Consider the following 13,293-nt stretch of genomic DNA (forward strand, 5'->3'; position numbering starts at 1 on the left):
TCCATTGAAAGGAAACAAATCATGAAAACCAGCGCCAATACCCTCTTCATCACTGGCGGTACCTCGGGCATCGGCCGCGCGCTGGCCGAAGCGTTCCACCAGCGTGGAAACAAGGTCATCATCGCGGGCCGACGCCAATCGTTGCTGGATGAAATCGCCAGCGCCCATCCCGGAATCGACACCGTTCTGCTGGATATCAATGACCCCCAGCAAATCAAGGATGTGGCACAGGAGGTTATCCGTCGCCATCCCTCGCTGAACGTCATCATCAACAACGCCGGCATCATGCCTTTCGACAACCCTGGCTCTGGCGATCTTGACGATGAGCAGGCTGTAGGGCTGCTGCAGACCAACCTGTTGGGCCCGGTGCGTGTTAGCGCCGCGTTTGTCGAACACCTCAAGCGCCAGCCTGATGCCTACATCATCAACAACAGTTCGGTGCTGGCCTATCTGCCACTGGCGGCGACAGCCCTCTACTCGGCGACCAAGGCCGCGATTCACTCCTACTCGCTGTCGCAACGTTTTGCCCTGCGCGAGACCAGCGTCAAGGTGCTGGAAATCGCACCGCCGTGGGTCGACACCGATCTGATCCACAAAAGTGGTGATGAACGCGCCATGCCGCTGGACGACTTTATCCAGGAAACCCTTGAAAAACTGGAGGCAGCAACAACCGAAGTACTGGTTGAACGCGTCGTGCCACTGCGCGCCAACCAAGGGCCCAACGAGCACGAACTGATCAACCAGTTCAACCAGGCGCTGGTCGACAACCCTATCCCTGTGGCCTGAACAGGCACGCCTCGAACAACCTGGAAGGAAGCAAAATCATGACCCGAATTGCAGCTTTGTCCCTTGACCAAGCGCCAGCCGCTGCGCGCACTGCCCTTCAGGGCATTGAAAAAGGCTTGGGTTTCCTCCCCAACGCTTTCGCTACCCTGGCTCACTCGCCAGCAGCCTTGGCAGGCTATCTCGCGCTGTCACAAGCGCTGAGCAAGAACAGCCTCACACCGGCCGAACGTGAAGTGGCGGCACTGGCGGCTTCTGAAGTTAACGGATGCGACTATTGCGTTGCGGCTCACAGCTTCTTCGGTGGGAAGACCGGACTGAGCGCTGATGACCTTCTGGCAGCGCGGGCCGGCACGCTGAATGCAGTCGCTGCACTCGCTCGGGCTATCACGCTCAACCGCGGCCAAGTGAGTGACGAGCATCTCTCGAACGCACGGGAAGCAGGGTTGGACGATGCAAAAATCGTCGACGTCATCGCGCAGGTCTCGCTGCTGACGTTGACGAACTACCTGAACAACGTGGCGCAAACAGACATCGACGTTCCACCGAAAGCGACCTGATCTGCCCCCTTACTCAAGCGGCCTCTGCGCCCCCGCCTGAGGCGATCAGCCGGTGAACCAATGGCTGGTTGCCTTACGCGCCCTCCCCTCAGACACCGCCATGAAGCACGCACGCTCTACTGTAGGAGCAACTATCTTTCCCAAAATTTGAAAAGCCTGCGCGATTCATTGTGGGAGCGGGCTTGACCGCGAAGCAGGCGACGCGGTGTCTGGCACCGGCTGCGCCGGTGTTCGCGGGCACGCCCGCTCCCACAGGAATCGTGTAATCGTCGAGTCCTGCATTTTGGCTGTTGGTCTACGCCCTCTTCGGCTGAGGCAACACTAGATGCAGCCAAGGCTCGCCAGTCCTGAGCATGGCATTGAGTCGCACCAGGAAGATCCGCATGCAGGCCACGATAGCGACCTTGGCAAGTTTCCCGCGTGCGCGCAGCGCCTCATAACGGGCCTTGAGCGCTGGGTTGTACTTCATCGCCACAAGGCATGACATGTAACTGGTCGCCGGGCCTCAAACCGCCCTCCTGAAATAGAGCGTTTGCCTACGGACTTTCCGCTGTCGTGGTTGAGGGGCGCCACCCCAACCAATGAGGCTTTCTCTGGACTCAACACGCCCCAGTTCTGGCAGCAGCGTTACAAGCTTGCCCGCCGTCACCATCCCAATGCCTTTGACCTGAACCAGCTGAGCAACCCGTTTATCATTCAGCTTTTCCGTTTGCTGAGCGATTTCTTGCTCAACCCGCTTGATCTGCGATTCGAAGTGCTTAAGGTCGGCCTTCAGGAAGTCGGTCACAACGGTGGACTGCGCCTGCCTCAAGCGCCTCAGGTCGTCATCTCGCTCGTAACTGCCGGTAGCCTCCAGCAAAACGCGCCAGATGCTGTGCCCACTGAGGCTCCGTTGCAGTTCCTCAAAGCCTGCCGGATCATTGCTCACATGAATTTTCATGCCCTGTGGCCGCACCAGCGCATCGAGTGAAAGACAGCAAACATCGATACCCAGGAAGGGCGCCATCACCAAACCCTCCTGAACTCAACACTGTGAGAGGACTTTGACTTGGCCCACGCTTGTGATTCGAGATCAGAGCCGCATCCAACTGTCCGGGCTCTCGCCAAAGTGGAACGGTGCATGACAGCTTCTGCTCATACTCGTGCTCTAGGCACCTGCGGCATTCAGCTTGTCATTCACCGCTCTCACTCCAGATGCTAATCCTCTCTCAAGACACAAGCGGCCTTGCGTCGCGACCGGACCGCAAAGCGGTCCCCTGCTCGCCAGCCCCGTTCAGCAATGCCAAACTCAAGAAAAAATCAGCACTCCTGACAAAATTTCCCCGTTCGCCCCAGCAATACATCACCAAGCCAACCTAGCCGAAGGTTCACGGCTTCATCAGCGGCTCGATGCCGATCCATTTCTTTGCCGGGTGATAACACAACTGCAGTGGCGGAATCGCCACTGTGCGCCCCTGCACCTGCAAGCTGCCCAGGTGAATGGTCCACTTGGAGTCAGCGTTCAGCTTGTCCGTCTGGAAGATTACATACGCCGAGCCGTAGCGCTTGTTGTTGGTGAGCTTGGGAATCATCCGGTGCACTTCATCGCTGTTGATGTCGTACGGGGACGGCCTGGCAGCCCGCTCATTCACTGAGGGATAGTCGTAGACATCGTTGAGGCCTACGTAAACCTCGGGCCGCGCATTCAGGCGCGAGCCGTCTTCAAAAATGATGTAGGCCTGGCGGCTGTCGTACAGCACCGGAATCGGCGGTTCACCACGTTTTGAGTCGGTGGACGGGCGCTGGCGGTCTTTGTTGTAAGCGATCATCTGAACGAAAAATTCTGGCCGCGGGTATTCCTCGCCTGGGTACTGCACGTGCAGGCCTTGCTCGTAACGCTTTTCACCCCACTGTGCCGCGTGGTCGTAGAGGTAGGTTTCCAGGTAGAGCGTGGTTTCGCCCTGCGGGCCTGGCACTTTGAACTGGAACTCGGATTCGCATAGGTCCGCATAAGCGGCGCGTTCGCGTTTCCAGGGGAGGCACGCGGTGAGTGAGGCTGTGGCCAGCAACAGCAGGAGGGAGGTGGCGCGCTTGAGGTTGGTCATGACCTGCCTTGGTCTGGGTGCGATGGGGGCAGTTTCGGGGGAGTCGAGGGCGAAAGTCCATGGTGACCGTTTGCCATCATCGGGACATGACTGGATACAGGGATGGGTGGGCGGTTTGCTTTTCGAGAGGTTTGTTGGGTTGGCAGAGCAGTGAACACTGCGAAAATTGACGGTAAATGCGGGGAAAGCATCAGAAAAAAGAACTTCCTTGTAGGGCATTTCCCAAAGATACTCGCTGCGCCTGATTTTCATTGCGCATGGTCAATGTGGGTTCTAGTCTCGGCTGGTCGCTGCCAATTCAGCGACCGGTTTTGACAGACCGCTGACGTTGTCCTCATGTGCACACTTTTATGGTGGCTGTACGTGCGGGCACCCTCTGGTGCGCCGAGTGCCAACGTCTCGGTCTGTCAACCCGCGTACAGCTGCCACCCTCTTGTTTGACAGCAAGGTTGAGGTAGCTCCACTTTTCGACGTTGGAGTTACAGCATGCTCAAGATCGTTCCAGATCCACCACACAAAACTCTCTGCCTTGAAGACACCTTGATCCAGGCATCGGAGTACGCGCTGTGCGCGGCGACCGTTGTGCATCAAGCAATACTGCTGCAGCCCAAGTCGCCTGTCTCGATTCTGATGATGACCTCGATGCATGAATTGGAGACGCTGCGCGCTTTGCTTGAGTCCGCGTTGGCTCAGCTGCAGGTGCCTACCGAGCCCAGCACTTCGCACTGAGGCCTAACTGATTGTGCCGCCTGGGCATGATCCATCAGTGGCAAGCCAAGTCCCGGCAGTTAACTGACCTATGTCACAGGCCTTGGCGCTTGTGAACAGCTGTGTAGTTTGTTGGCAATAAGGCCAGCCCAGTTACTTGAGATTTCGGGGAGATTGAACAATGTCTACAGAAGAAACCAGATTCACCGTTGGCAAAACTACCTTTTACCAAGGTACGAATCAGACCCATCCCCTCTTCCGCATCGAAGCTGGCATCCCGTGTCAGAGCGCCCGTGAGCAAGCCTCGGAACTGATGGGTTATGCACGGGATATGACCTTGGACGGTTTGATGGAAGACAAACCGCAGCTGATATGGGCTTCGCACTATCTATGCGCTTTGGCCAAAGCGCTTATGGATGACGCCGAGCTGGGAATGATGCGCTGACTGACCAAGTCCTCCACGAATGTCTTCGAGACCAACATCAACTACCGGTCTCGAAGGCGATCCGACATTACGGCCTAGCCGGAGAAGCTGGGTGCAGAGTCCTCCGTAGGGTTATCGATTAAGTCGTTGCCCGCATTCTTATCTACACCGAATCGTTGACCCATCGCCCGCGTAGCATACCTTTCAACTCCTCAATACCTAGAGTCATGTCCCGCTTGCGGTGCACCACCGCCCACGACTTATCGTTAAAACGTTGTCCGGGGTCGGTTGGTGACACAGCGCATGCCGTCAACTTGACCGCACATTTTAATTTAGCAATACGCTGATATCTAACGGATGTGGACTCAGATCCCCGGCTTACCAGATCGCTGTGCAGGGATACATTGTTCCGCAAACGAAAAAGCCCAATCGTCACCGACTGGGCTTTTTCGTTTCAATAATGGTCGGGACGGAGTGATTCGAACACTCGACCCCTTGCACCCCATGCAAGTGCGCTACCGGGCTGCGCTACGCCCCGACTGGGCTTGAAGCATGTTCTCAATACTGCCGAGAACGTTGAAGAATGTACCCTAACCCTCTGATAAATGAAAGCTTTTTCTCAAAAAAATTTTCACTCACCAGATAAGCACAAGCTCACTTCTTCAACACGACCAGCACATCCTCCAATTCGACAATCATCTGCCGAATCAGCTGCTTGTACTGGCTCGAATCATCTTTAGCCTCATCACTGGAGAGCCGCAACCGCGCCCCGCCAATGGTGAACCCCTGCTCATACAGCAGCGCGCGAATCTGCCGGATCATCAGCACGTCTTGCCGCTGATAATACCGCCGGTTGCCCCGCCGCTTCACAGGGTTGAGCTGGTCGAACTCCTGCTCCCAATACCGCAGCACGTGTGGCTTTACGGCACACAACTCGCTCACTTCACCAATGGTGAAGTAGCGTTTGCCCGGTATGGGGGGCAGTTCGTCGTTATGGCTTGGTTCCAGCATAGGCCTCAACCCGGGCCTTCAACTTCTGCCCTGGACGAAAGGTGACGACGCGCCGTGCGGTGATCGGGATTTCTTCCCCGGTTTTGGGGTTGCGGCCCGGCCGCTGGCGTTTGTCGCGAAGGTCGAAGTTGCCGAAACCGGACAGCTTGACCTGCTCGTTCTCTTCAAGTGCGTGCCGAATTTCTTCGAAAAACAGCTCGACCAGCTCCTTGGCCTCACGCTTGTTAAGCCCCAGCTCCTCGTACAGCCTTTCGGCCATCTCAGCTTTCGTCAGAGCACCCATGCCGTTATTTCCTTAACGTGGTGTTCAACCTTTGTTCGAGCGAGGTGAGGATGTTTTGCAGGGTAGTGTTCACCTCATCGTCGTTAAGAGTGCGCGATGGATGCTGCCAGGTCAAGCCGACTGCCAGGCTTTTTCTATCAGGATCAATACCTTTACCCTGGTAGACATCAAACAGCCTGAGGTCTGTGAGCCATTCGCCTGCATTGTCACGAATTAATTCAAGCACCGCACTGGCTGCCACGTCACGACCGGCGATCAAGGCCAGGTCACGACGGGTTTCCGGGAACTTGGACAGTTCGCTGAATTTCGGCAGGCGGCCTTCGACCACGTCGCCCAGCACCAGCTCGAACAGGAACACCGGACGGTCCAGGTCCAGGGCTTTGGCCAGCTCTGGGTGGATGGCGCCGAGGTAACCGACCAGTTTGCCGTCGCGCTCGATGGCGGCGGTCTGGCCCGGGTGCAGGGCTGGGTGCTTGCCGGCGCTGAAGGTGAAGTCGCTCAGGGCACCGGAATAACCCAGCAAGGCTTCCACGTCGGCTTTAACGTCGAAGAAATCGACGCCGTCGCGGCCGTTGGCCCAGCCTTCTGGCAGGCGGCTGCCGGTGACCACGCCAGCGATCATGGGCTGCTGTTGCAGGTCACCCAGCTGGCCGACGAAACGCAGGCCGCTTTCGAACAGGCGCACGCGGTCTTGCTGGCGGTTCAGGTTGTGCTGCAGGGCTTTGACCAGGCCCGGCCACAGCGAAGCACGCATGGCGGCCATGTCGCTGGAAATGGGGTTGGCCAGCAGCAGCGGCTCTACGCCCGGGCTGAACAGTTCGAACAGTTTCGGGTCGATGAAGCTGTAGGTGATGGCTTCCTGGTAACCGCGGGCAACCAGCAGGCGGCGCAGGGTCGGTAGGTCGCCGCGGGTTTCCGGCTTGCCCTGTGGCGCCAGGCGCGCTTGCGGGTAGCGGACCGGCAGGTTGTTGTAGCCGTACAGGCGGGCCAGTTCTTCGATCAGGTCCACTTCCAGGCTGATGTCGAAGCGGTGGCTTGGCACGGTGACGGTCCACTCCCCTTCGGCTGCCTTGCTGGTGGTCAGTTCCAGGGCGTTGAGCAGTTGCTCGACCTGGGCTGGGTCCATTTCCATGCCAAGCATCTGGGTGATGCGTTCGGCGCGCAGGGTAACCGGGGCCACCTGCGGCAGGTGCTGCTCGCTGACGGCTTCGACGACCGGGCCGGCTTCGCCGCCGACAATGTCCAGCAGCAGCTGGGTGGCGCGTTCCATGGCTTCGCGGGCCAGGTGCGAGTCGACGCCGCGCTCGTAGCGGTGCGAGGCGTCGGTGTGCAGGCCGTAGGAACGGGCTTTACCGGCAACCGAAATCGGCTCGAAGAAGGCACTTTCCAGGAACAGGTCGCGGGTTTTTTCGGTGTTTACACCGCTGTGCTCGCCACCCATGACGCCGGCGATGGCCAAGGCACGGGTGTGGTCAGCGATCACCAGGGTGTCGGCGCGCAGGGCCACTTCCTGGCCGTCGAGCAGAACGAGCTTTTCGCCCTCTTCGGCCATGCGTACGCGAATACCGCCGTTGATTTCTGCCAAGTCGAAGGCGTGCATCGGCTGGCCGAGTTCGAGCATCACGTAGTTGGTGACGTCTACGGCGGCGTCGATGCTACGCACGTCGCTGCGGCGCAGGCGCTCTACCATCCACAACGGGGTTGGCTTGCTCAGGTCGACGTTACGGATAACGCGGCCCAGGTAGCGCGGGCAAGCAGCCGGGGCGCTGACTTCAACCGGGCGCACTTCGTCGTGGGCCGGTGGTACGGCCGGCACTACCGGGCGAGTCACCGGGGTGTCGTACAGGGCGCTGACGTCACGCGCCAGGCCGGCGATGGACAGGCAGTCACCGCGGTTCGGCGTAAGGCCGATTTCGATGCTGGCGTCGTCCAGGCTCAGGTAGGTACGAATGTTCTCGCCTACCGGGGCGTCGGCTGCCAGTTCCAGCAGGCCGTCGTTTTCTTCGCTGATTTCCAGCTCGGCAGCCGAGCACAGCATGCCGAAGGACTCGACGCCACGCAGCTTGGCCTTCTTGATCTTGAAGTCGCCAGACAGCTCGGCGCCGATCATGGCGAATGGCACCTTGATGCCTGGGCGGGCGTTAGGGGCGCCGCACACGACCTGGAAGGTTTCCTGGCCGTTGGTTACCTGGCACACGCGCAGCTTGTCGGCGTCCGGGTGTTGTTCGGTGGCCAGGATCTCGCCTACCACGATGCCGCTGAACTGGCCGGCAGCGGGGGTAACGCTGTCGACTTCAAGGCCGGCCATGGACAGGCGGGCAACCAGTTCGTCACGAGAGACTTGCGGGTTTACCCAACCGCGCAGCCACTGTTCACTGAATTTCATGCTGTTCTCCTGAAAGTTGCGTCGATTGGGCCTAGCGGAATTGCGCCAGGAACCGCAGGTCGTTGTCGAAGAACAGACGCAAATCGTTGACGCCATAGCGCAGCATGGCCAGGCGCTCGGCCCCCATGCCAAAGGCGAAGCCCTGGAACTCTTCCGGGTCGATGCCAGACATGCGCAGCACGTTCGGGTGCACCATGCCGCAACCCATCACTTCCAGCCAGCCGGTTTGCTTGCACACCCGGCAGCCGTTGCCGGAGCACATCACGCACTGGATATCGACTTCGGCGGACGGCTCGGTGAAGGGGAAGAACGATGGGCGGAAACGCACCGCCAGTTCTTTCTCGAAGAACACGCGCAGGAACTCTTCGATGGTGCCCTTGAGGTCGGCGAAGTTGATGTCGCGGTCGATCAGCAGGCCTTCGACCTGGTGGAACATCGGCGAGTGGGTGATATCCGAGTCGCAGCGATAAACGCGGCCCGGGCAGACAATGCGGATGGGCGGCTGGGTGGACTCCATGGTCCGCACCTGCACCGGCGAGGTGTGGGTACGCAGCAGCATGTTGGCATTGAAGTAGAAGGTGTCGTGCATCGCCCGGGCCGGGTGGTGGCCGGGGATGTTGAGCGCTTCGAAGTTGTGGTAGTCGTCTTCCACCTCAGGGCCTTCGGCAATGCCGTAGCCAATGTGGGTGAAGAACTGCTCGATGCGCTCGAGGGTACGGGTGATCGGGTGCAGGCCACCGGTGGCCTGGCCACGGCCTGGCAGGGTGACGTCAATGCATTCGGCAGCCAGGCGAGCGCTGAGTTCGGCTTCTTCAAAGGCAGCCTTGCGGGCATTGAGCACAACGGTAACGCGCTCTTTGGCGTCATTGATCAGCGCGCCGACTTTCGGCCGCTCTTCGGCTGGCAGGTTGCCCAGGGTCTTCATCACCTGGGTCAGCTCGCCTTTCTTGCCGAGATAGTTAACCCGGATCTGTTCCAGGGTAGTGATGTCTTCAGCGCGCTCCACGGCCTCTAGGGCTTGGGAGACCAGCGCATCCAGGTTTTCCATGTACAGACTCCAGATACGAAAATAGGGGAAGAGCTTTGAAGGCTCTTCCCCTATCGATGACGTTCAATGCCCGGCGCCGCGAGCGCCGCCGGGTGATTGTCGCGGGTACTTAAGCCAGAACGGCTTTAGCTTTCTCGACAATCGCAGCAAACGCCGCTTTTTCGTTCACTGCCAGATCGGCCAGAACCTTACGGTCGATTTCGATCGAAGCCTTTTTCAGGCCAGCAATCAGACGGCTGTAGGACAGACCGTTGGTGCGGGCACCGGCGTTGATACGAGCGATCCACAGTGCGCGGAACTGACGCTTCTTCTGGCGACGGTCGCGGTAGGCGTATTGGCCAGCCTTGATGACCGCTTGCTTGGCTACACGGAATACGCGCGAACGTGCACCGTAGTAACCTTTAGCCAGCTTCAGAATTTTTTTGTGACGCTTACGAGCGATAACGCCGCGCTTAACACGAGCCATGAGTAACTTCCTCTATCTTAACCAGAATTAACGTACGCGCAGCATGCGCTCGACTTTCGCCACGTCGGACGGGTGCAGCAAGCTGGCACCGCGCAGTTGACGCTTACGCTTGGTCGACATTTTGGTCAGGATGTGGCTCTTGAAAGCGTGCTTGTGCTTGAAGCCCGAAGCAGTCTTCAGGAAGCGCTTCGCAGCACCGCTCTTGGTTTTCATTTTTGGCATGTTGGAACTCCGCATTCGATAAAATTACACATAATCATCAGGCCTGCCGTGCCCGGGAGATTATTTCTTTTTCTTGGGGGCGATGACCATCATAAGCTGGCGTCCTTCCATCTTAGGATGCTGCTCAACGGTGCCGTATTCGGCGAGGTCGGCTTCGACCCGCTTCAACAGCTCCATGCCCAGCTCCTGGTGGGCCATCTCACGGCCGCGGAATCTCAGAGAGATCTTGGCCTTGTCCCCATCGGTAAGGAAACGTACCAGGTTGCGTAGTTTTACCTGGTAATCCCCATCCTCCGTCCCTGGACGAAACTTGATTTCTTTGATCTGGATCTGTTTCTGGTTTTTCTTGGCTTCGTTAGCCTGCTTCTTCTTCTCGAAGAGGTGCTTGCCGTAGTCCATTACCTTGCAGACAGGTGGTACTGCGTCTGCAGAGATTTCTACCAGGTCCAGCTTCGCTTCATCAGCGATACGCAGCGCTTCATCAATCGAGACGATGCCAACTTGCTCGCCGTCTGCGCCAATTAACCGAACCTCGCGGGCCGAGATATTCTCGTTGATCGGGGCCTTCGGTACAGCACGCTTATCGTTTCTCATTTCACGCTTAATAGTCATTACTCCGATTCTTGGCGACCACGCCGGGAAACCGCTTGATTCAGCAGCTCAACGAACTGGGCGACGGGCATGGAGCCCAGGTCAGCACCTTCGCGAGTGCGCACAGCGACGGTTTGCGTTTCGACTTCGCGGTCCCCTATAACCAAAAGGTACGGGACCTTGAGCAAAGTATGCTCGCGGATTTTAAAGCCGATCTTCTCATTTCTCAAGTCCGACTTGGCACGGAAACCGCTACCGTTCAGAGATTTCTCCACCTGAAGGGCGAAATCGGCCTGTTTGTCGGTGATGTTCATGATCACCGCCTGGGTCGGTGCGAGCCAGGCCGGGAACACGCCAGCGTAGTGCTCGATCAGCATGCCGATGAAGCGCTCGAACGAGCCGAGGATGGCGCGGTGCAGCATCACCGGGCGCACGCGGCTGTTGTCTTCGGCGATGTAGCTGGCATCCAGGCGCTCTGGCAGGTTCGGATCGTACTGCAGGGTACCGCACTGCCAGTTACGGCCAAGGCAGTCACGCAGGGTGAACTCGATCTTCGGACCGTAGAAGGCACCTTCGCCTGGCTGGTATTCCCACTCCAGGCCGGATTCGTTGAGGGCGTCGGCCAGTGCACCCTCGGCACGGTCCCACAGCTCTTCGGAACCGACACGCTTGGCCGGGCGGGTGGACAGCTTCATGGCAATGTCGCTGAAGCCGAAGTCCTTGTACACGTCCAGGGTCAGCTTGATGAAGTCGGCTGCTTCTTTCTTCACCTGTTCTTCGGTGCAGAAGATGTGCGCGTCGTCCTGTACGAAGCCACGTACGCGCATGATGCCGTGCAGGGCACCGGATGGCTCGTTACGGTGGCAGGCACCGAACTCGGCCAGGCGCAGCGGCAGGTCGCGGTAGCTTTTCAGGCCCTGGTTGAACACCTGCACGTGGCACGGGCAGTTCATCGGTTTTACCGCGTAGTCGCGGCTTTCCGACGAAGTGGTGAACATGTTCTCGGCGTAGTTGGACCAGTGGCCGGAACGCTCCCACAGAATACGGTCGACAACCTGCGGGGTCTTGATTTCCTGGTAGCCGTTTTCGCGCTGCACGCCACGCATGTACTGCTCGAGCACCTGGTAGACGGTCCAGCCGTTGGCGTGCCAGAACACCATGCCCGGGGCTTCTTCCTGCAGGTGGAACAGGTCGAGCTGCTTGCCGATCTTGCGGTGGTCGCGTTTTTCGGCTTCTTCGATGCGCTGGATGTAGGCTGCCAGCTGCTTCTTGTCCGCCCAGGCGGTGCCGTACACGCGCTGCAACTGCTCGTTCTTGGCATCGCCACGCCAGTAGGCGCCGGACAGCTTGGTCAGCTTGAAAGCCTTGAGGAAGCGGGTGTTGGGCACGTGCGGGCCACGGCACATGTCAACGTATTCTTCGTGGTAGTACAGGCCCATGGCCTGTTCGTCCGGCATGTCTTCGACCAGGCGCAGCTTGTAGTCTTCGCCACGGGCGGTGAATACGTCGATGACTTCGGCGCGCGGGGTGACCTTCTTGACCACGTCGTAGTCTTTGTCGATCAGCTCCATCATGCGCTTTTCGATGGCGGCCAGGTCTTCAGGGGTGAAGGGGCGCTCGTAGGCGATGTCGTAATAGAAGCCTTCGTCGATCACCGGGCCGATCACCATCTTGGCGGTCGGGTACAGCTGCTTCACCGCGTGGCCAACCAAATGGGCGCACGAGTGGCGGATGATCTCCAGTCCCTCTGCATCTTTAGGGGTGATGATCTGCAGTGTGGCGTCGTGGCTGATCAGGTCGCAGGCGTCGACCAGCTTGCCGTCGACCTTGCCGGCCACGGTGGCCTTGGCGAGGCCTGCACCAATGGATGCGGCGACATCGGCTACGGATACGGCGTGATCAAACGAACGCTGACTGCCATCGGGAAGAGTAATAACGGGCATGGCGCCTCCTCTCCTAGTGGTGACCCCTACCAAAGGTCACGTGGGTTGGGATGAGCCAGTACAAGATCCGACCTGCCTTCCTGCAAAGGAAGCCTGCCTCACAGTGGCAGAAGCCTTTCGGCTTGCGAGGGACGAACCAGAGTGACTGGAAAGAAAAATGGCTGCGCCAGGCAAAGGCGCGAACACAAGCCGAGCATGCTAGCACGCGGGTTGCGCCGCAGGCAGAAATATTTGGAAATTACGGGGTTGGGGTGAACTAACCCGGAAAAAGCCCTATCAGACTTTGGGAAGCAACCTACTCTTGATGAGACCTTAACCCAAGGAGTAACTGGTTATGCGAGTTCCGTCTCTTCTGGCCCTGGCGGCCACTGCTGCCCTGCTGCTGCCGGTAGCCGCGAACGCTGGCAACTTCCCACCGGGGAAAGAGGCCGGCTACATGGCCCAGTGCACGCAGGTGGCCAGCGGCCAGGGCGTTGATGCTGCAACTGCGAAGAAACACTGCGACTGTGGCGCCCAAGCCATCAAGAAGAACTTCACCGATGCCGAAATTGCCGACCTGGACAGCAAGGATGGCGTGGACGCCAAGCTGATGCAGAAAGCGCAAACGGTTGTGAAACAGGCCTGCGCACCAAAGGGCTGAAACCTTAAAGCCAAAGGCGGCCGGTAAATCTTTGAGCTGGATCAATATCCGGCGAAGGTAAAAGGCGCTAGATGCGCAGAAATGGACTATGATACGTCCCGTGCTCCGTAGCCTCGGCCGCATTGCACCACCGAAAAAACTAAA

General features: G+C 58.7%; 15 protein-coding genes and 1 tRNA gene. 5 read left to right on the forward strand and 11 right to left on the reverse strand.

Translation table 11 applies throughout. The features are described 5' to 3' along the window. The first annotated feature begins 21 nt into the window (after positions 1-21). Together DMX12_RS11820 and DMX12_RS11825 are read left to right on the forward strand one after the other, a co-directional pair. Entirely contained in the window at positions 22-786 is a 765-nt protein-coding gene (locus DMX12_RS11820; protein WP_110677712.1) for an SDR family oxidoreductase, read from the forward strand. 38 nt (positions 787-824) lie between these two features. Further along, positions 825-1,343, forward strand: coding sequence for a carboxymuconolactone decarboxylase family protein (locus DMX12_RS11825; protein WP_110677714.1), 519 nt, complete (start codon positions 825-827; stop codon positions 1,341-1,343). Positions 1,344-1,848: 505 nt separating this feature from the next. Here DMX12_RS11825 and DMX12_RS11830 read toward each other — a convergent pair. Both DMX12_RS11830 and DMX12_RS11835 read right to left on the reverse strand, forming a co-directional pair. Continuing rightward, positions 1,849-2,349 carry a hypothetical protein gene (locus DMX12_RS11830; protein WP_232108539.1) on the reverse strand — a complete coding sequence of 167 codons (501 nt, stop codon included), beginning with the start codon at positions 2,347-2,349 and terminating at the stop codon, positions 1,849-1,851. 361 nt (positions 2,350-2,710) lie between these two features. After that, complete coding sequence (locus DMX12_RS11835; protein WP_009685871.1) at positions 2,711-3,427, reverse strand: hypothetical protein; 717 nt, start codon at positions 3,425-3,427, stop codon at positions 2,711-2,713. Between the two features lie 486 nt (positions 3,428-3,913). Here DMX12_RS11835 and DMX12_RS11840 point away from each other — a divergent pair, with 486 nt between their 5' ends. Both DMX12_RS11840 and DMX12_RS11845 read left to right on the forward strand, forming a co-directional pair. Then, a complete protein-coding gene (locus tag DMX12_RS11840; protein WP_110677716.1) occupies positions 3,914-4,156 on the forward strand; it encodes a hypothetical protein in 243 nt (80 codons plus the stop codon). 160 nt (positions 4,157-4,316) lie between these two features. Next, positions 4,317-4,580, forward strand: a complete 264-nt coding sequence (locus tag DMX12_RS11845) for a DUF3077 domain-containing protein (protein WP_110677718.1) — start codon at positions 4,317-4,319, stop codon at positions 4,578-4,580. 440 nt (positions 4,581-5,020) lie between these two features. Here DMX12_RS11845 and DMX12_RS11855 read toward each other — a convergent pair. The 9 genes from DMX12_RS11855 to thrS form a co-directional block, all read right to left on the reverse strand. Continuing rightward, a tRNA-Pro gene (locus tag DMX12_RS11855) sits at positions 5,021-5,097 on the reverse strand. 116 nt (positions 5,098-5,213) lie between these two features. Beyond that, the gene (locus tag DMX12_RS11860) at positions 5,214-5,570 is read right to left on the reverse strand and encodes a MerR family transcriptional regulator (RefSeq protein WP_009685877.1); all 357 of its coding nucleotides are present in this window, start codon (positions 5,568-5,570) and stop codon (positions 5,214-5,216) included. Then, positions 5,551-5,853, reverse strand: coding sequence for an integration host factor subunit alpha (ihfA, locus tag DMX12_RS11865; RefSeq protein ID WP_003250679.1), 303 nt, complete (start codon positions 5,851-5,853; stop codon positions 5,551-5,553). The genes DMX12_RS11860 and ihfA overlap by 20 nt, the downstream gene beginning before the upstream one ends. Positions 5,854-5,857: 4 nt before the next feature. Beyond that, positions 5,858-8,239: a phenylalanine--tRNA ligase subunit beta gene (gene pheT, locus DMX12_RS11870; RefSeq protein ID WP_029884927.1), complete on the reverse strand. Its 2,382-nt coding sequence runs from the start codon at positions 8,237-8,239 to the stop codon at positions 5,858-5,860. 31 nt (positions 8,240-8,270) lie between these two features. Next, the gene (pheS, locus tag DMX12_RS11875; RefSeq protein ID WP_009685880.1) at positions 8,271-9,287 is read right to left on the reverse strand and encodes a phenylalanine--tRNA ligase subunit alpha; all 1,017 of its coding nucleotides are present in this window, start codon (positions 9,285-9,287) and stop codon (positions 8,271-8,273) included. A gap of 109 nt (positions 9,288-9,396) precedes the next feature. Then, a complete protein-coding gene (rplT, locus tag DMX12_RS11880; RefSeq protein ID WP_003250671.1) occupies positions 9,397-9,753 on the reverse strand; it encodes a 50S ribosomal protein L20 in 357 nt (118 codons plus the stop codon). A gap of 27 nt (positions 9,754-9,780) precedes the next feature. Next, complete coding sequence (gene rpmI, locus DMX12_RS11885; protein WP_003250667.1) at positions 9,781-9,975, reverse strand: 50S ribosomal protein L35; 195 nt, start codon at positions 9,973-9,975, stop codon at positions 9,781-9,783. A 60-nt stretch (positions 9,976-10,035) separates the two neighbouring features. Further along, the gene (gene infC / locus DMX12_RS11890; protein ID WP_012052879.1) at positions 10,036-10,587 is read right to left on the reverse strand and encodes a translation initiation factor IF-3; all 552 of its coding nucleotides are present in this window, start codon (positions 10,585-10,587) and stop codon (positions 10,036-10,038) included. After that, entirely contained in the window at positions 10,587-12,509 is a 1,923-nt protein-coding gene (thrS, locus tag DMX12_RS11895) for a threonine--tRNA ligase (RefSeq protein WP_009685881.1), read from the reverse strand. The genes infC and thrS overlap by 1 nt, the downstream gene beginning before the upstream one ends. Positions 12,510-12,843: 334 nt before the next feature. Here thrS and DMX12_RS11900 point away from each other — a divergent pair, with 334 nt between their 5' ends. Continuing rightward, positions 12,844-13,149, forward strand: a complete 306-nt coding sequence (locus tag DMX12_RS11900) for a hypothetical protein (protein ID WP_009685883.1) — start codon at positions 12,844-12,846, stop codon at positions 13,147-13,149. Positions 13,150-13,293 lie beyond the last annotated feature (144 nt).

The organism is Pseudomonas sp. MB-090624 (assembly GCF_003205245.1).
In the GTDB taxonomy this organism is placed as follows: domain Bacteria; phylum Pseudomonadota; class Gammaproteobacteria; order Pseudomonadales; family Pseudomonadaceae; genus Aquipseudomonas; species Aquipseudomonas juntendi.

Excerpts from the sequence above, each read along its gene's own strand:
- DMX12_RS11900 (WP_009685883.1), top strand. The coding sequence starts at position 12,844 with ATGCGAGTTCCGTCTCTTCTGGCCCTGGCGGCCACTGCTGCCCTGCTG.
- DMX12_RS11820 (WP_110677712.1), top strand. The coding sequence starts at position 22 with ATGAAAACCAGCGCCAATACCCTCTTCATCACTGGCGGTACCTCGGGC.
- DMX12_RS11830 (WP_232108539.1), bottom strand. The coding sequence starts at position 2,349 with ATGGCGCCCTTCCTGGGTATCGATGTTTGCTGTCTTTCACTCGATGCG.
- rplT (WP_003250671.1), bottom strand. The coding sequence starts at position 9,753 with ATGGCTCGTGTTAAGCGCGGCGTTATCGCTCGTAAGCGTCACAAAAAA.
- thrS (WP_009685881.1), bottom strand. The coding sequence starts at position 12,509 with ATGCCCGTTATTACTCTTCCCGATGGCAGTCAGCGTTCGTTTGATCAC.
- ihfA (WP_003250679.1), bottom strand. The coding sequence starts at position 5,853 with ATGGGTGCTCTGACGAAAGCTGAGATGGCCGAAAGGCTGTACGAGGAG.
- infC (WP_012052879.1), bottom strand. The coding sequence starts at position 10,587 with ATGACTATTAAGCGTGAAATGAGAAACGATAAGCGTGCTGTACCGAAG.
- DMX12_RS11835 (WP_009685871.1), bottom strand. The coding sequence starts at position 3,427 with ATGACCAACCTCAAGCGCGCCACCTCCCTCCTGCTGTTGCTGGCCACA.
- pheS (WP_009685880.1), bottom strand. The coding sequence starts at position 9,287 with ATGGAAAACCTGGATGCGCTGGTCTCCCAAGCCCTAGAGGCCGTGGAG.
- DMX12_RS11860 (WP_009685877.1), bottom strand. The coding sequence starts at position 5,570 with ATGCTGGAACCAAGCCATAACGACGAACTGCCCCCCATACCGGGCAAA.
- DMX12_RS11825 (WP_110677714.1), top strand. The coding sequence starts at position 825 with ATGACCCGAATTGCAGCTTTGTCCCTTGACCAAGCGCCAGCCGCTGCG.
- rpmI (WP_003250667.1), bottom strand. The coding sequence starts at position 9,975 with ATGCCAAAAATGAAAACCAAGAGCGGTGCTGCGAAGCGCTTCCTGAAG.
- pheT (WP_029884927.1), bottom strand. The coding sequence starts at position 8,239 with ATGAAATTCAGTGAACAGTGGCTGCGCGGTTGGGTAAACCCGCAAGTC.
- DMX12_RS11845 (WP_110677718.1), top strand. The coding sequence starts at position 4,317 with ATGTCTACAGAAGAAACCAGATTCACCGTTGGCAAAACTACCTTTTAC.
- DMX12_RS11840 (WP_110677716.1), top strand. The coding sequence starts at position 3,914 with ATGCTCAAGATCGTTCCAGATCCACCACACAAAACTCTCTGCCTTGAA.